Source organism: Simiduia curdlanivorans (genome assembly GCF_030409605.1).
GTDB lineage: Bacteria > Pseudomonadota > Gammaproteobacteria > Pseudomonadales > Cellvibrionaceae > Simiduia > Simiduia curdlanivorans.
In genome coordinates, this window is record NZ_JAUFQG010000004.1 from 2,930,021 (window position 1) to 2,946,857 (window position 16,837).

Annotated in this window: 13 protein-coding genes; 8 read left to right on the forward strand and 5 right to left on the reverse strand. The window is 51.8% G+C overall.

Annotation, left to right across the window (positions count from 1 at the left end):
- Positions 1 to 38: 38 nt before the first annotated feature.
- Together QWY82_RS12945 and QWY82_RS12950 are read right to left on the reverse strand one after the other, a co-directional pair.
- The gene (locus tag QWY82_RS12945; RefSeq protein ID WP_290262997.1) at positions 39 to 3,644 is read right to left on the reverse strand and encodes a UvrD-helicase domain-containing protein; all 3,606 of its coding nucleotides are present in this window, start codon (positions 3,642 to 3,644) and stop codon (positions 39 to 41) included.
- Positions 3,641 to 6,316 (reverse strand): PD-(D/E)XK nuclease family protein, encoded by a 2,676-nt coding sequence (locus tag QWY82_RS12950; RefSeq protein WP_290262999.1) that lies wholly within the window; start codon positions 6,314 to 6,316, stop codon positions 3,641 to 3,643. The genes QWY82_RS12945 and QWY82_RS12950 overlap by 4 nt, the downstream gene beginning before the upstream one ends.
- A gap of 179 nt (positions 6,317 to 6,495) precedes the next feature.
- Between QWY82_RS12950 and QWY82_RS12955 the strand changes: the two genes are divergently transcribed.
- Positions 6,496 to 7,122: an NUDIX hydrolase gene (locus QWY82_RS12955; protein ID WP_290263001.1), complete on the forward strand. Its 627-nt coding sequence runs from the start codon at positions 6,496 to 6,498 to the stop codon at positions 7,120 to 7,122.
- A gap of 67 nt (positions 7,123 to 7,189) precedes the next feature.
- Here the strand turns inward: QWY82_RS12955 and QWY82_RS12960 are convergent, their stop codons facing one another.
- Together QWY82_RS12960 and QWY82_RS12965 are read right to left on the reverse strand one after the other, a co-directional pair.
- The gene (locus tag QWY82_RS12960; RefSeq protein ID WP_290263002.1) at positions 7,190 to 7,480 is read right to left on the reverse strand and encodes a hypothetical protein; all 291 of its coding nucleotides are present in this window, start codon (positions 7,478 to 7,480) and stop codon (positions 7,190 to 7,192) included.
- A 126-nt stretch (positions 7,481 to 7,606) separates the two neighbouring features.
- Positions 7,607 to 8,041 (reverse strand): hypothetical protein, encoded by a 435-nt coding sequence (locus tag QWY82_RS12965; RefSeq protein WP_290263004.1) that lies wholly within the window; start codon positions 8,039 to 8,041, stop codon positions 7,607 to 7,609.
- A gap of 121 nt (positions 8,042 to 8,162) precedes the next feature.
- Between QWY82_RS12965 and QWY82_RS12970 the strand changes: the two genes are divergently transcribed.
- Both QWY82_RS12970 and QWY82_RS12975 read left to right on the forward strand, forming a co-directional pair.
- Entirely contained in the window at positions 8,163 to 9,719 is a 1,557-nt protein-coding gene (locus tag QWY82_RS12970) for a DNA recombination protein RmuC (protein WP_290263005.1), read from the forward strand.
- A 28-nt stretch (positions 9,720 to 9,747) separates the two neighbouring features.
- Positions 9,748 to 10,215, forward strand: coding sequence for a DUF2489 domain-containing protein (locus tag QWY82_RS12975; RefSeq protein WP_290263007.1), 468 nt, complete (start codon positions 9,748 to 9,750; stop codon positions 10,213 to 10,215).
- Here the strand turns inward: QWY82_RS12975 and trmA are convergent.
- Complete coding sequence (trmA, locus tag QWY82_RS12980) at positions 10,196 to 11,284, reverse strand: tRNA (uridine(54)-C5)-methyltransferase TrmA (RefSeq protein ID WP_290263009.1); 1,089 nt, start codon at positions 11,282 to 11,284, stop codon at positions 10,196 to 10,198. The genes QWY82_RS12975 and trmA overlap by 20 nt on opposite strands.
- 449 nt (positions 11,285 to 11,733) lie before the next feature.
- Here trmA and QWY82_RS12985 point away from each other — a divergent pair, with 449 nt between their 5' ends.
- From QWY82_RS12985 to QWY82_RS13005, 5 genes are all read left to right on the forward strand, one after another.
- Entirely contained in the window at positions 11,734 to 12,738 is a 1,005-nt protein-coding gene (locus tag QWY82_RS12985) for a cyanophycinase (protein WP_290263011.1), read from the forward strand.
- A 146-nt stretch (positions 12,739 to 12,884) separates the two neighbouring features.
- The gene (locus tag QWY82_RS12990; RefSeq protein WP_290263013.1) at positions 12,885 to 13,292 is read left to right on the forward strand and encodes a secondary thiamine-phosphate synthase enzyme YjbQ; all 408 of its coding nucleotides are present in this window, start codon (positions 12,885 to 12,887) and stop codon (positions 13,290 to 13,292) included.
- Positions 13,293 to 13,508: 216 nt separating this feature from the next.
- The gene (locus QWY82_RS12995) at positions 13,509 to 13,742 is read left to right on the forward strand and encodes a DUF2789 domain-containing protein (RefSeq protein WP_290263014.1); all 234 of its coding nucleotides are present in this window, start codon (positions 13,509 to 13,511) and stop codon (positions 13,740 to 13,742) included.
- 545 nt (positions 13,743 to 14,287) lie between these two features.
- Positions 14,288 to 15,361, forward strand: a complete 1,074-nt coding sequence (locus QWY82_RS13000) for a glycoside hydrolase family 88 protein (RefSeq protein ID WP_290263016.1) — start codon at positions 14,288 to 14,290, stop codon at positions 15,359 to 15,361.
- Between the two features lie 13 nt (positions 15,362 to 15,374).
- Entirely contained in the window at positions 15,375 to 16,823 is a 1,449-nt protein-coding gene (locus QWY82_RS13005; protein WP_290263018.1) for an MFS transporter, read from the forward strand.
- Positions 16,824 to 16,837: the final 14 nt, after the last annotated feature.

Consider the following 16,837-nt stretch of genomic DNA (forward strand, 5'->3'; position numbering starts at 1 on the left):
TGGCACAAAATTAACAAACTTAGGTGCAAAACCCGATTTTATTCCATTGTCAGCGGTGCAAACTGGTCGCACAGGGGGAAATACAGCGCACTCCGCACCGGCTCTGGCCCGAGTTTTTTGACCAGGCGCACATAGTTTTGTAGCTGCGCTTGGTGCATGGCCGTTTGCTCGGCGAGGAAGCTCGCCATGCTTTGATCAGCTGCAGGTTTGGCGCTTTTATAATCCACCACCCAACGCACGCCTTGATCGATAAAGGTGCGGTCTATAACCCAAAGCTTGGGCTGAGATTGGCCGGCAGGATCTTTGCCGCCGCTGGCCCACAGGTCTAATTCGCAGGCGCTGTCTGTGTGGCTGTGATCCAGCAGCCAGCGGCCTTTGTCGCTCGCCGCCATCGACAACAGCGCGGTTTGAATCAGCTCAGCGCCTCGCGCTGGATCTGCAACCCCGGCTTGCTTTAGGTGTAGCTGCCAGCGCTTTAGCCTCGGTGCGATATTGGCGCTGCTCGGGATTTGTCCCGCCTCGGTAAACGCTTGAATGGCGCTATGCAGGAGTGTCCCGATGGCGCGGCTATCGGCCTCGAATAATTGGTTTAGATCGGGCCTGTTTAAATCTTCTTGGTCCATTGCCGGGTTTGGCTCGGCAAACAGATCGCCTGATTGGCCTAGCTCGTGTGCGGCTGTGCGGGTTTGCTCGGCGGCTTGGCTGCGGCCTCGATAATCCGCCAGTGGTGTTGATGTTTCTGCTTGCGGCAATTGCCAGTGACCGGGCAGGCGCCGAATCCAACCCTGTGTTTGGTCTTGGCTGCGGTGCTGGCTGGCTTTCGGTTGAATAAATCGCAGCTTGGCTTGGTCTCTTACTCCGTCCCAAATACTGGCCAATAGCGAGCTGCTGCTGGGGGCAACCAGTTCGCCACCTTTTTGGTTTACACAGGCGAACAGGTGCAGCTGCTTAATGGCGCGGGTGGCGCCCACGTAAAATAGGCGCGTGGCTTCGGTTCGGGTGCGGGCTGATTTTTCACCTTGGATATAACTGTACAGCTCACTGGTTTCAAAATTGCTGAGCGGGCTGAGTAGAATTTGCTGTTCGCCTTGTGCGTCAATCTGATCCAGCCATACCAGCAGTTCCCGGCTGTCGGCGCGCGGGCGCTTATGCAGGCCCGGAATGATCACGTGGTCAAACTCTAAGCCCTTGGACTTGTGGATGGTCATCACCTGCAAGAGCGGGTCTGCATGGGGCGCTGGCGCCGCGTATAATCGGGCGACCGCTTCTTCGAAGGTTTGCCAGTGGCGCACTTGGCCGCCGTGGCTGTGGGCTTCGAGTAAGTCGAGAAAGGTCTGGCAGTTGGCGATATCGCTGGCTTCGATCAGGCTGGCTTGACCACCCAGCGCGAGCCAGCAGCCTTCCAGCCAGTCGCGCAGGGGTTTGCGCGCCCGTTGCTCCAGGCTTTGTTGCAATACCGCGACGGTGCGGGCGAGCGCTTGCCGGCCGGCATCGGATAAAGCCTCGATCTGGCTGTGGTCCTGCATTTGTTGCCAGATGCAGGCTTGACCATCGGCCATCAGCGGCGCTGCAGGGTGTTGCACTAGGGCTAATAAATCGCCGTTATCTAACCCACACCAAGGTGCGCGCAGGATGCCGAGCCAGCTGATGCGGTCGGTTGGATCTAACAGGGCTCTGAGCAAGGTTTGCAAATCCTGCACCGCCATGCGCCCGGCGAGGTTATCTAACTCCGACGCTTGATAGCGAATGCCCGCCAAGTCCAATTGTCGCAGGGTCTCGCGCAGGTGGCTGCGGGTGCGGGCTAGTAGGGCGATAGAGTCGGTCGGGCACTCGCCTTTCAGGCGTTGAATCAGCGCGAGGATGTGTTCGGCTTCGGCTTGGCCGAGGTCTACATCAATCTCCATTGTTACATTCGGATCTTGCCGGGCACTGGTGTGGTCTTGGCTAGCAGTGGAATCGACCTGACTGGCTGCGGACGGCTCGGCTTTCGCGAGTAGGGTGAGCTGGGCACCGGCAAGGCCCAGTGCTGGCTTAATGGCTTGGCTCGGGTAGTAGGCAACGTTGCCGCGGGTAATGTCATCTTGCAGGGGGAAGGCCTGAGCAAACTGCGCGTTAACCCAATCCACCACACCTTGTTGGCTGCGGAAGTTGACCACCAGATCGAGCGGTTCGAGCCTGATGTTGCCGATGCCTTGGCTGCGCGCCTGCAGGAAAATACCTACCTTGGCATTGCGAAAACCGTAACAAGACTGCATGCCGTCGCCGACGATAAATAGCGTGCGGCCATCCTCTGGTTCCCAGCCCGCGGTAAGTAGCTCAATCAAGCGCCGCTGCGGTACGGAGGTGTCTTGAAATTCGTCGATCAAGATGTGCTTGATGTGGTAGTCGAGCTTTAGCGCCAGCTCCGAAGGCTCGTCGAAGTTACCCAGCGCGGTGAGCGCTGCTTGTGCCGTGTCGATGAAATCACTGCAGCCCTCGCGGCTAAATACCACGGTTAACTCTGCCGCTAAATAGGGCAGTAAGCGCGTCAGTGCGTCCAGCAGCTGCCATTCGGCGTCGCTGTAGGTGGCTTGCGGCAAGGCCCGGAGCCCTCGAAAACGCTCCAGTAGTCCCTCTGTGGCGGTGAATTGCTCGATTAACGCACTTAGGCGCTCCTTCCATGCCTTGGCCTCTTGTTTCGATATGTCGGGTGCGCGCTCGGGTGGAAATCCCATGTTCTTGTCGAGCCGCTTGCGCCAGCCGCCATCTTTGGTCAGCAGTAAATTCAGCAAGGCTTTGGTTGTTGCAAGCTGTTGGTTGATGGCGGCGCCGGAGCTGACGTCCCAGGCCAGTTGATTGAGCTCGGCCAGCTCGGTTAGGGGGTCGCTTTTCTGCTCTGCCAGCAGGTTGGCGGCGGCGTAGCGAGCCAACTCGCAAAGGCTAAGTTCGTGTTGTAAGAGCACCTTAAAAGATGCTTCTAACTCATTGATAATTAAGGATTGTAGGCTTTTCTCTAAGTAGGGTTTTGCCTCGGCGTTGCGCATGGCAAGGGTAAGCCCGAGCCATTGGTCGCGCTGGCGTAACAGCGACAATAGCAGCGCTTCAAAGGTGTCGTAACGGTTGTCTAGCTCGCTCAAAATAAGAGCGATATCGTCGGCGATGGGGTCGTCCGATTCAAGCTTTTGAAACAGCGACAAGACCGCGGCGCGGTACAGCGGCTCCGGTTGGTCGCTGGGCTCCGGCAGGCTGCCCATGCCCGAGTCAAAGGGCAACTGCTTGGCCAGTTGGCGCGATAGGCCATCGATGGTTTGGATGCGCAGCCGGTTCGGCGATTGAATCAACTGCCAGCCGAGCTGTTGGTCGCGCTCTAACACCGCTTTGGCTAGCTGCCAGGTTTTTGCATCGTGGGGATTTTCCGGGCAGGCGTGGTGCTGGGCCTGATTCAGCGCTTGAGTAATGCGCTCGCGCATTTCACCTGCGGCCTTGCGCGTGAAGGTGATGGCGAGTACTTCTTCGGGGTTGTCGCAAATGTGCAGGAGGCGCAGAACCCGCTGAGTGAGCAGGCCGGTTTTGCCCGAGCCGGCCGGTGCGGTGACGGCGAAAGAGGCAGTGGGATCGAGGGCGCGGGCGCGAACCTTGGCATCTATCGGTTGTGTCTGGTTCATGAGCTCGCCTCGCTAACGGGAAAGTACTGGGCCAGTGAGGTTTGCTCAGCCTGCCTGAGTAGCGGACTTAAATGGGCTAGGTAGGCTTCGCTTTGCGGGCTACTGAACTGTAAAGGTGTGACACCGGTCATCAGCTCTTCGGCTAAATTGAGCAGGCTTTCGCGCCAGTGATTAACCAATGTCGGCCAATCGGCAAAGCCCACGCTCTTGGCGTCTGGCAACATTATGCCGGGGCAGAAGGGCGTTTTGGCAATGCCTAATAGCTTTTGATCCTTTTGCCGGAGTTCGGCAAAGGCGATGCCGGCCACCGGTTCGTGTCGGTCTGTTAGGGCTATGGCATAAAGCGGCAGTTGCGGTTCTTCCGGTCGACTGCCGAGCCATTTTTTTGGGTCCGTGGCGCCGCTTTTGTAGTCGATAAGCAGCCATTGGCCATCGATCGAATCAATCCGATCGAGCCTAAGTTGTAGCGGCAGTTGGCCTAAGGTAAGGCTCAGACCTTGCTCTAGGCTGTGGATGTCGAAGTGAGGGCGCTGCTGTTCGAATCCTATCCAAGGGCGCAATAGCCTGACTAACCGGGCCTTCTCGTTGGCTAGATATCTGGCTTGCCGCTCGACGTTGATTTCATTGAGAGCGGCGTCCACCGCGGCCAATAGCTGCTGGTCTATGGCCTCTTGCGTTAAGGCCGACAAGTCCGGCTTGGCCTGCCAAAAATAGAACAGCGCTTGATGCAATATATTGCCGCGCGCCAGCGCCGTTAAACCAGGGCTGGCTGGGTCTGGGCGCTTGGCGAACAGTCTCAATTCCATGAATGCGGCCAGAGGGCAGCGCGATTGTTTTTGCAGCATGCCGCTGCCGCCGCGCAAGTGGTTCAGCTCGCGCGCGCTCACAGGAGGCGCGGCGAGTGTTTGCAGCCACTCGAATGTCGGCGCGGTAAAACCTGGCGCCGATGCCTGCTCCTGTTGGCTTAGGGGTAGATGGGCGATCAGAGGGCTGACGGTTAGCTCCCTGTCGCCATCGCGCTTGGCGTGGCTGAACACCACTTCTTTGGCCGCATGCAAATAGTTGTTGGTTAAACTTTGGCAAAAGGCGAGCTCTCTCTCGGCGCTGGCGTGGGGCATGTTGAGCTCCCGTTGCAGCAGGGCTGGAATCAACGGGTTGGGGTTGGGCGCCGGTGGCCACTGGCTGTCATCCATGCCGAGTACCCAAATGCGGTCAAAGGCGAGGCCGCCAGATTCCAGTGTGCCGAGAATTTGCAGTGGTGATTCCGGTGTTTGCGGTTGAAAGGGTTGCCGGCTGGTCAGCTCTTTTAGCCAGCCCATCATATCGGCGCGGGTTAAGGGTTTGTTCAGCCAATCGGCCTCCGCGAGCTGTTCGAGTAGGCTAAGAAATTGTTTTACTTGTTGATGCTCCTCTGAATCGAGGCGTCTAGGGCCCGGCCAGTTGAAATGATTCAGGCTGCTGAGGATGGTACTGGCCCAGGCTTTGCCCGATTGGCTGGCTGGCCAACGCTGCAATTGGCCGATGCCGTCTTGCCACAGGGTTAGGGCTTCACTCGTGCAAAGGTCGCTCTGCTCGCCGGCGGCGTTAAGCAATTGGGAGACAGCGGTCAGGGTTATTTCTGGGCGGGTTTTCTTTAGTATCTGGGTCATTAGCCAGTGGCGTAGATCTCGATCTTCTGCATGACCAATGAAGGGGCTGTTGAGCCAATAGTTGGCGTCTTCTGGGCTTTTGCTTTGATGCCAGTTCAGGGTGTTGATGGCGTCGAGCACGATGGGGCAGAGCGCCAAAGGGGTGCCAGCGGAAAAGTTAAACGGCATGGTAAAGCGCGGGCTAGTGGGCAAGTGGTGGCTAGGCTCCAGCTCTCTTGCCAGAACGCGCTCCAGCCGTGCCCGGTTGCGGCCGAGGTTGGGGTCGATAATGGCAATGGATTGGTGAAGGTTTTGCTTAAAATGGTTTTTGGCCCAGCGCGCGGCTGCCCACATCTCTTGCGCCGGATCTGTACATTCGGTGCGGCTGCTGTGCGGCGCCGGCTGTTGGTTGCTATTGACGCGCTCTAGCGCACTGAAGCTCCGTGCCAAAAGGGTTTCGTGCAACGGGCTTAAGGTATCGAAGTTCAGTAGGCAAACGGTGGGCTTGGCATTACTATCTCGTTGCTCCAAGGCATCGGCCTGCTGTTCTAATGTCTCGGCCAGCAGGGTCAGTTTTTGCGCTTCTGTCATCAGCCCTAGGCTGGCTAGATGGGTTTCGAAGCGGTCTATCCACGCTTGTAACCTAACCCTATCCGCGTCGCTGCCATAGGCCTGCCACTGTTGTGGCGTTACTCGCCATAATTTTAAATAGCTGTAGGCTTGATCGAGCTGCTCGACCAAGAGCCTAGGGTGCACCAGCGGATTAGTGTTTGCGCTGGCCTCTAGGCATGCGGTCCAAAGTTGTCGAGTTACCATCGGGCTGGCGACGACCCGCAAGTGCCTTAGGTCATCGAGATTTTGATAGTGCTGCCAGCGTTCAGTTAACCATTCGTTCAGGCTTTGAACCTTGGGTGTTCGCCAGAGGTCAGCAGCGCCTTGCTGTTTGCCGAAGGCCAGCAGCAGTTTGTTTTTTAATCGATTGTTCGGGGTTAGGATCAGGGTTCCTGAATTTAAGTAGGGTGTTACAGCCTCTAAATTGAACACAGGTGCTTCCTAGCTGTTTTAAGAGTTGCGCACAGTTTACTGCTTTGAGGCGCATTTGGTTGAGTGAATTTAGCTTAAGCTGATGCGAGTTGTACTTATGCTATATGGCGCTTTAAGGGGGCAGGGTAGTGATAGGGTATTTTTTCTTTCCCCATTCATAGGTTTTTATAGGACGCTATATGTTGGATCAATGGCAACCCTCGGCTTGTTTAATCGCGCTGCGCGCTAGTGCTGATCATCAGGGCTATGAGGTTTTATTAGCTAAGCGCGCCGAAGGTTTGAGCTTGGCGCCAGGCCATCACGTATTTCCCGGCGGTGCTCTGGAGCCGGCCGATGGCGACGCTCAGGCGTCTGACCACAGTACCTTTAAACGCGCCGCCCTGCGCGAATTTAACGAAGAGGTGTGCCACAGAAGTCCGTTATCGGTCGCACTGGACGAGCTTCAATTCCTCGGTGAGTGGCGAGCACCGACGTTTCTCAAAAAGCGTTACCTGACCCGTTTTTATGTCGCCGCCTTAGAGCCTAAAGCCATTCAATGCGACGGTCGTGAAATCGTTTCGGCGCAATGGTATAAGCCCAATCAAGCGGTGAACCTGCATGCGCAGGGTAGGCTAAGGCTGATGTTTCCAACGCTGGCGATACTCGATTGGCTAACAATGTTTAGCGACCTAAAAGCGGTACAAGCGAAGCTTGGCGTAAGGGCTTTGAAGACAGTGTGCCCAGTATTGAAGGCCGAGGCGGGCAGGCGGTATTTAACGATTGGAGCGGCGAGTGGCTATAGGATTGAGCGTTGGCGGGTTGATTAGGGTGTCATAAAGACAAAAGACGTTGGATAAAAGCGCAAGCGGCAAGACGCTCGCTTGCGCTAACCGATTAACCGGCCATGCGGGCTTTATAGTCCCTCACGGCTTGGTTGAATTTTTCTGCCACGGCTTTCATCTCGTCCACCGTCGAGTTGTGCTGAGCGGTGCTGATATTGCACTTTAAATACTTCTCGGCCTGGTCGACGTAGGCTTGGACGTCATTTTTGGCTTTAATCATTTGCGGGGTCACAGCCGTGGCTGGGTCTGGAATTTCAGGCGCTGTTGGCCGAGAGCAAGAAAGTGCGGCCTGTGCAAAAATTAAGCTGCCAGTAAGGCTAAGTGCGATAAATAGGTTTTTCATTGTGCATTCCTAATGATGGTCTCAACTCGCGCTTGGGTGGTTAATCCAAACGGCGCTGACTCTAAATTTAGCACAGGTGGACGTTTCTGCTTAAAACTATGAGTTATAAATGTTCTAAGTTCTATTTCAGTTAATCAGGTCGCTAATCGCCTCGATATATTTGCTGGTTTCTTGATCAAATAAACTAGCGCCGCCGTGGCTGTAAGCCTTGTGCAAGATGGCTCTCGCTTTAGCGACCTCACCTTGATCGAACAGTATTTGGCCCTTCCTAAACAGGACAAAATTGTTCTGTTCCGCCTTGGGGCAAAATAGGGCAGAGTTAGCCGCCTCTAAGGCTTGGGGTAGGCGGGCTAACCTGAAATAGGCGTCGCACAGGGCAGTGAGTATCCAGCCAGCTTCGGCAAATTGAGTTTGCGGCTTGGGAACTAACACCCAAGCTTGATAGAATGTGCGAAGTGCTAATTCGTAATCCTTGGCGTCGTAGTGAATGTAACCCTTTGCGCACAAGTCGGTAATTTTTTTACTGAGTGAGGGGGGCAGGCTTTGTGTGCTTGGGGTCATAGTGTCAGGCCAAAGAGTGACAAGGTGTGATCGAGTCAGTTTTCAAAAGTAAGGCATCATAACAAACGCTTCAAGACGGCTCTAGAGAGCATTTTTAATGGGAAAATAATGGAGTTCGGTATTGATCATAAATGCAGCACATAGTCTCGGTTTTGCCCTTGGTTTCTTGCTCAGTGCACTCCTACTACTTCCCTTGGTTTGGTGGCTTTTGGCGCGTCGGCAGCTGCGCGAAAGAGAACAGCAGCAAAACCTTATGCAACAACTGGATGCCGAACATTCTCTTAAGGCGCATAGCTTGCAGTCTGATTTGAATTTTGCCAACCGAGAGCTGGCGCGTTTAGCGCAAGAAAAAGAGGCGCTTGAGGCAAAGTTTAATCAAGCCAGATCCGAATTGAATAGTTTGCAGCAACAGCATGCGGTAGCGACTCAGAAACTCGAAGCGTTTGAAGATGTTAAAAAGCAGGCCATTGATTATCAGCAGCTTGCGCATCAAGCCAAGGAAGAGAACGCCCGCTTAAGCACTCAACTCGAGCAGCAACAGCAGCGGATGGCCGAGCAGCTGGCGCTGTTAGCCGACGCTAAACAATCCATGATGAAAGAGTTCGAAAATACGGCCAATCGCATTTTCGACGACAAGCAGCAACGTTTTAGCTTACAGAGTAAGGAATCCTTAGAGTTAACTCTGTCGCCTCTGCGGCAACAATTAGGTGATTTTAGAAAGCGTGTGGATGATGTGTACGGGCAGGAAACGGCGGACAGAAATCGCCTCGTTGGCCAGATCACAGAACTGCAAAAGCAAACCCAGAAAATTAGTCAAGATGCTATAAATTTGACTAATGCGCTCAAGGGCGACAGCAAAATTCAGGGCAATTGGGGCGAGGTTGTTCTTGAACGTTTGCTCGAAGAGTCAGGCTTACAAAAGGGACGCGAATACGAAACTCAAGTGAGCCTCAAAACGGATTCAGGCTCTCGTAGAAACCCCGATGTTATTGTTCGGCTGCCGGAAAATAAAGATATTATCATCGATGCGAAAGTCAGCCTGGTAGACTATGAGCGCTTTTGCAGTGCCGACAACGAGATCCACCGCGCTCAATATCTACGCGCCCATATTCAATCCTTGCGCAACCATATTAATGGCCTCAGTTTTAAAGATTATGAAAACCTCAAAGGCGTTAGAACGCTGGATTTCGTTTTCATATTTGTGCCCATCGAAGCCGCCTTTATGTTGGCCCTACAAGAGGATGCAGCGCTGTTTAAGGACGCCTACGACAAGCATATTATTCTGGTCAGCCCAACCACGTTATTGGCAACCTTGCGTACCGTGGAAAACATTTGGCGCTACGAGAAGCAAAACAAAAATGCTGAAAAAATAGCGGCGCAAGCAGGTGCTTTATACGACCAGTTCGTGCGTATGCTGGAGTCTTTTGATGATATCGGCAAGGCGTTAGGGCGCACTCAGGAAGCTTATGACCTGGCTAGAAACCGATTGAAAGCCGGTAAGGGTAACCTCATTAAGCGGGCGGAAGACATCCGCAAGCTAGGCGCTAAAACCAAGAAACAGTTGAAAGGTGATTTAGTGAATGCCGCTTTGGATAATGCTGATCAGGTATTAATCGGTGAGGCAGAAGATGACCTAGAGGGCGAGTATGTGGCGGACGCCGATACCGCCGAGCTGTAAATAAAAAATGTGAAATAGGTATGTAGACATGATGGTTTTGTTGGTAGTGGCCGTTGTTATTGTTTTGGGCTTGGCAGCTTATGCCGCTTATCTCTTGTTGCAAGTAAAAAAGCAGCAGCGTGAGCAAGGCGAGAAATTGGCAGAGTTGGATGCCTTTGTGCTCGATCAGAAAGAAAAGCGCGTGGCCAGTATTCGGATACTGGCGCAGGGCGTATTGGATGATCAGCTCAGCCATACCGAGGCCGCGGTTAGAATTACCGCGCTGCTCGATGTGCTAGGTCAGGGTGCGCCGGCGCGGCAAGAGCACGCGGCACTGTATAAGTTGACCGATGAGACGCTACATATTCCGCGCATGGCTGACTGGCAGGCCCTGTCTAAGGCGGATCAAAAGCGGCTAGAAAAAGACCGCCTCAATTCAGAAGCCAAGTACAAAGATTTTGTGCTGGCGTCTGCAAAAACCTTGGTTAGCTATCAGATTAACGGCGACGTAAAATAACACCACACTCCAGGTGGTGGGTGTAGGGGAATTGGTCAAACACCGCAAAGTGCTCAATCAGGTGCGTGGCCGATAGTTTGGTTAAATTGTCAAATAGCGTATCGGGGTTGCAGGATACGTAAATGATATTATCGAAGCGTTGGCTTAAGCTTAGTGTGTCGTCATCCAGCCCGGCTCTCGGTGGGTCGACAAAAATGCTGGAAAACTGATAACTACTTAGATCGATATGGCTTAAGCGCCTGAAAGGCCTGACGTGGTCCATAGCTTGGGTGAACTCTTCGCTCGACATGCGGGCGATTTCCACATTCTCAATTCCATTTTGGGCAAAGTTGAATTTTGCCGCCTCGACTGAGGTCTTGGAAATTTCCGTGGCCAGCACTTTGCTAAAATGACGGGATAGGGGCACGGTGAAATTGCCATTGCCGCAATAGAGCTCGAGCAGGTCGCCTTTGGCATTGTGGGTATGCTTGTTGGCCCAGCTCAACATTTTTTCACACACGTGGGCATTGGGCTGGGTAAAGCTGCCTTCCACTTGTTTGTAGATCAGCTCTGAACCGTCTACTTGTAACTTTTCGATAACAAAATCTCGATCAAGTAGCAGCTTTTGCTTGCGCGAGCGGCCAATAATGTCGACCTTTAACTGGGCTTTTAATTGCTGGGCTAGCCCTTGCCACTCGTCGTCTAGTGGACGGTGGTAAATCAAGGTGATTAGCGCTTCGCCACTTTTGGTGGTCAGAAACTCAACCTGAAATAAACGCTTGCGCAGAGTTTCGTTGCTATTGACGGCGTCAAGTAATGCCGGCATCAATTGGTTAATGCGTTCAGAACCCACCAGAAAGTCGCTAATTACATAGGGCTTTTTGTATTCCCCTGGCTCGTACATGGCGTAGTTTGCTCGCCCATTTTCCTGCCAAATTTTGAATTCTGCACGTTGGCGATAGTGGCTGGAAGGCGAGGTATACACGTCTATCTCCGGCAAGCATAGCGTGGCGAATTGTCGTTTTAGTAGGGCGAGCTTGTGATCGAGTTGTTGCTCGTAAGACTCTGGAGCAACTTGGTGTATAGCCATGGACGTCTAAACCTTGGGTAAAAGGCGAATTATATCCCACATTGGCTGATCTATTAATGCTTATCCTCCGCTTTGGCGATACCTACCCATGGTCGCAAACGCATCCGCTGGAGCTGCTATAACGGGTTTCGGGGTGGCTTAGTAAAGGCCGGCTTTCACTAAAGCGACCTTCCCTTACAGAATAGGGCCTTGGTAAGCCTGCTCAGCTTGCCAGTGAAACGCGAAGCGCTCCACTATCGGCGCATTAGTGCAGAAATCGCGCAATACGGCAATTTCCGGCATTGACTGCAGGTGGGTACTCGCTGCGAACAACAATAATGAGAAACGCGGGTTACTATAGGTTGTAGTCTGTTCGGCGATAATGCGGGCTAAGTGTCCGTGCAGGTTGCAAATCAGTTGCCGATCCTCCTGAGTTTACCCACGGTCACAATTTTCTGTGGAGCTTTTCTATGAGCACAATTCGATCAAATATTGTATCAATAGCGATATTATGTCTGTGTAGCGTTTATGCGCAGGCATACCAAACAGCCATCACTGGCAACGCCAGCAATGTCAATAAAAGTGTCAATCGCGGCACTTGCCTTATGGGCGGCGGCACCGATGTAGATGCTGCCTTTTCTTGGATGATAACGAATGCGGGCGGTGGCGATGTTGTGGTATTGCGCACCTCGGGCAGTACGACTAGCTACAACGATTATATTTATGGCTTAGGCGGCGTTGACTCTGTGCGCACCATATTAATTGAGTCAAAAGCCGATGCGAACAACACCACTATTGAAAACTGGATCAAAGAAGCCGAGATGGTGTTTATTACCGGTGGTGATCAATGGAGTTACTACTCGCTATGGGATGGCACCAAGCTTGAATCGGCGGTGAACTACGTGATGAACACCAAAAAAGCGCCCGTTGGCGGTACGTCTGCGGGTATGCATGTTCTTGGCGGTATTGATTACACGGCGCAAAATACTGGCGCTATTTCTAGCGAGGCGCTGGCCAATCCATATGACAGCAGCGTAACGTTAAAGCGTAATAGCTTCTGGGAACCTCAATACATGACCAACACTGTGACTGACACGCATTTTAGTCAACGCGACCGGGAAGGTCGGTTTCTTACCTTTATGGCGCGAGCCACTAAAGATTGGGGCATAAGTTACAGCAATGTGAAGGGTATTGCAGTGGATGAAGCGACGGCGGCCTGCGTAGACTCCGCCGGAAAAGCAAAGGTGTTCGGTAACAATTATGCGTTTTTTGCCCGTGGCTACAACGGCAATCCAGAAGTTGTTAGCAGCGGCCAAGCGTTGGATTGGTACCGCAACAAGTTGGCGGTGAAGGTCTATGTTGTACGTGGAAACGGCAGTGGTAGTGGTTACTTTAATATTAACAATTGGAGCAGTGCTTCAGGTGGTAGCTATGAGTATTGGTACGTCGATCATGGCACCTATAAAATCTACTAATCTTTAATAGTTTGATTGCGAGCTTGGGGTCGCAACCACTTGTTACTCATCCCCAAGTACTGAGCGGCGCGAATATCTTCAGCATCATTGTAATCAATGATGCTTCCGTGTATTTATTGTCCCACAACTGTTAGGTGGGGCTGGTTATGATTGCTAAGGTTGTCATTGAAACGAGTGGTCAAGGGTTGATGGCTATTACTCGCGAGATAAACCAACTTGTTGCCGATAATTGTTCCGGTGATGGTTTGTGCACGCTCTTTATTCGCCATACGTCTGCGAGTTTATTGGTGCAGGAAAATTACGATATAAGTGCTCAGCGCGATTTGGAAGCTTGGTTAAACCGTTTGGTGCCCGAGGGCGATGCCCTATACAGCCATACCCTCGAAGGGGCGGATGACATGCCTGCACACATTAATGCCATGTTAACCGCCGTGAGTATCGGTATTCCCATCATTGATGGTCAGCTGGCTCTGGGCGTTTGGCAAGGCGTGTATTTATGGGAACATCGCCACGGCCGGCAGCGCCGAGAAATCATTGTGCACTTCTCGTCATAGCTTTTATTAAGCGAGTCATGTAGGCGTGGCTAAATCTAGTTAGCCGATTTGATATGCCGGTAGCCGCGCGTTTTTTAGGAACTGTAGAATTTAGTGGCCCCTTGTCGTCATCCTTGCCTCAGTTGGTTCTCAGCTGATTCGACGTTAGACTGTGTCCAGCGCCATACTTTTGGTGAGTTTTGGCGAGTCTTTGTGAGTTTAAGGAGGGTAAACGTTATGCAATTACCGCAACATTCTATCACCGCATTATTTGATCAACTTGGTTTGGAAAGCTCAGATAAGGCGATTGAACAGTTCATTAAAACCACTGGACCTTTACCTGCAGATCAGCCCTTGTACCAAGCTGACTGTTGGAACGCTTCGCAGTCCGCTTTCTTGAAGAACATGATAGATGAGGATGCCGATTGGGCCGAGGTGGTCGATCAGCTGAATGCCAGACTACATAAATAAGAAAAGGGCGGGTTCATTTGGTGTACTGCATCCTGCTGTTGTTAACTGATACACGATGGACGCTGGGGGATTTGCACGCCGCTGTATCCCCAGGTTCCTTGCCTTTCCCGTCTAGGTTAGTCCAGCCTATTTGAGATAAGCGCTCCCTCGGCAGCAAATTTTGCCTTTTGACTGCCGAGTCACAAGCCTGCCTTGATAAACCTCCATTTGTATAGCTCAGTCGTTGTTTGCATGGCAAACGAGTCTCCTGCCTGTAACAGTCATGGGCGAAGCGCTATTGATCGATATTGGTCAGTATTTCACGCGAAAGTTGCCAAAGTTGGCCAAATAACGATCAGAGCATCGATAGATTTACACATTTTTCGAGAAACACTGATGAAATTCGGAAATTAGCAGGTGATGAATGCGCAGGCGGATTAGTCTTGGCTATGTATCTTCTTTTCGTTAGTTAGGATCTTCCATGGCTCTAGGCATTCTTTTGCCCCTGCCAAGGCGTACAAAAAGCGCCGGTTAGGCTTAGGTATGCGCCCCTTGGAATTCACAGAGTGAGTACAAGCGTGATGTTCGAAAAAGTTGTTGAACTGGCCGACGCGTCGACCAAGCGTCTCGACCCCACGAAGCTAAAATGGCAGTGGGGCGAGGCCCTTTATACATACGCACTGTATTTACTCGATGAGGCGCTGGGTGAAGACAGATACCTGGATTTTTATCGGGCCTATATGGATGCTCATATTGCGCGCGGTTTTCGAGTGGACCAGTCCGACACTGCCGCCCCAGCGCTTACCGCCTACGCGCTTTATCTGAAAACCGGCGAGGTGCGCTATAGGGAAGTTGTAGACCGGGTCGTCAACTATATGAAAACCACCCCGCGAATTCTGGATTATATGCCTAATCACCTAGGTAACTCCCCCGAAAGTTGGCTTTACCCGAAAAGTGTTTGGGTTGATTCGGTGATGATGTATGGGGTGTTTACTAGCTGGTATGGCCGCGCGTCAGGCGACCAAGAATTGTACGATTTTGCTCGCAAACAACCTAATTTGTTTGCTCAGTATTTACAGGACCCAACAGAAAAATTGTTCTACCACAGTTATTGGGTGAACAAGGGTTGTAGCTACCCGAAAAACAAACTCTTCTGGGGCCGCGGCAATGGTTGGGTGATTGCCGGTTTGCCCAAAGCCATTGAAAATTTTGCAGATAATAGTGACGAAAAAACGCGGGCTATAGCTATTGTTCAGGAAACCTCGGCGGCGCTTTTACCCTACCAACGCAAAGACGGTTTTTTCGAGACAGTTTTCAATAAACCCGGTAAAACCTATATCGAAAGTAGCGCTACTGCGTTGATCGCCGGTGGCTGGTTGCAAGGGCTGCGCGAAGGTTACCTCGACGATCGTTTTCGCGAGCCTGCCCTGCGGGCTTTTAGGGCCGTTGTCGATTGTTTGGAATATAAAGACGGTTTGTTGAGCATGCCGCTAATCAGTGGCCCGACTATTCCTTTGCAGCTAATCCCTTATCTTGGTTACAAGCTGACACCGCGCCGCAACGACTGGGAATATGGCCTCGCTTCATTACTATTTGCCGGTATCAATTATAAGAAATTAATTGATTCGGAAGCGGCATAGCCTAGGAGTCACCATGGGGCAGTCCTCGATTCCAGTACTTAAGTTAAAAGAAAAGATTATTTTCGGTACTGGCGATATTTTTATTGGCGGCTCGCAAGTGATAATGGCGTTTTTCTACTTGCGATTTCTTACCGATGTTGTGCAGATAAGCCCGGCCCTGGCGGGTACTGTTGTTCTATTGTCAAAAATATGGGATGCCATCAGCGACCCACTGATGGGGGTCATTACCGATAATACTCGCACTCGCTGGGGGCGCCGAAAACCTTATTTTCTGCTCACCTTTGTGGGTGTTATAACGTCTTTTTGTTTACTCTGGTACCCAGTGGATTTTGACTCCGTTACGCAAAAATTTATCTATGTGTTATTGACCTACCTGTACTTTTCCACCGTGGCGACAGTGGCGCTGGTGCCATACTCGTCCATGAGCAGTGAGATTAGTACCGATTATCAAGAGCGTAACAACGTCAACGGTATTAGGCTCTTTTTCTCACAGGTCGCCTCGCTCCTAGGCGCAGTGTTACCGCTGGCGATAGTGAATTACTTTGACGACCCAACGGTGGGCTGGTTGTCTATGGCGGCGATCTTTTCCGTTTTCTTTGCCGTACCCTATCTGTTTATGTTTTTCTTTACCTATGAACGAGTACCTGTCACAGACACCAAGAGCCAGTTTGATATCGCAACATTTATCCGGCCTTTTAAGGTTAAAGCGTTCCGTAGTTTAATTTTCATCTACTTTACCGCCTATTTGTCGATGGATGTGATGGCGGCTGTGTTTCAGTACTACATGTACTACTATCTCGATCGCAAGAGCGAAACGGATCTGGTAATAGGCACCATGCTGGTGGCCCAGATAATTATGATTCCTGCCGTTGTTATGCTGGCCAACCGTTACGGAAAATCTACCGTCTACAAGTTTAGTATTATTATCTGGTTGCTCGGTACCTTGCCCATGGCGTTCTATCAACCAGATTGGCCGGCCATGAGCATCTATGTTATTTCCGCCATTATTGGCTTTGGTGTTGTTGGCTGTGTGGTTATGCCATGGTCAATTTTCCCCGATGTCACGGACGTTGGCGAGCTGGAATTCGGCTATCGAGTCGCTGGTTCATTTAGCGGCGTCATGACCTTTATGCGAAAATTCTCTGGTGCGATTGGTATTTTTACCGTCGGAATTATTCTGCAGATCTCGGGTTACATACCTCCGGTTAGGGGCATGGTAGACGGCAAGTATATTGAAGCTTTTCAAGCACAGCCCGAGAGCGTAATTCTTGCACTCCAGATTATTGTGCTTATGTTACCGCTGCTGCTACTGATACCGGCATTTATTGTTGCCCACCGTTTTCCGCTTGATATGCATACCCACGAGCGGCTGCGTAAACACCTGGAGTTTAAGCGGGGAGAGGTTGAATACAATAACTTGTCAGACGCCGAGTTGGCGGAAATGAGGAAGCTATTGGTTTGAATGAACATTAATGG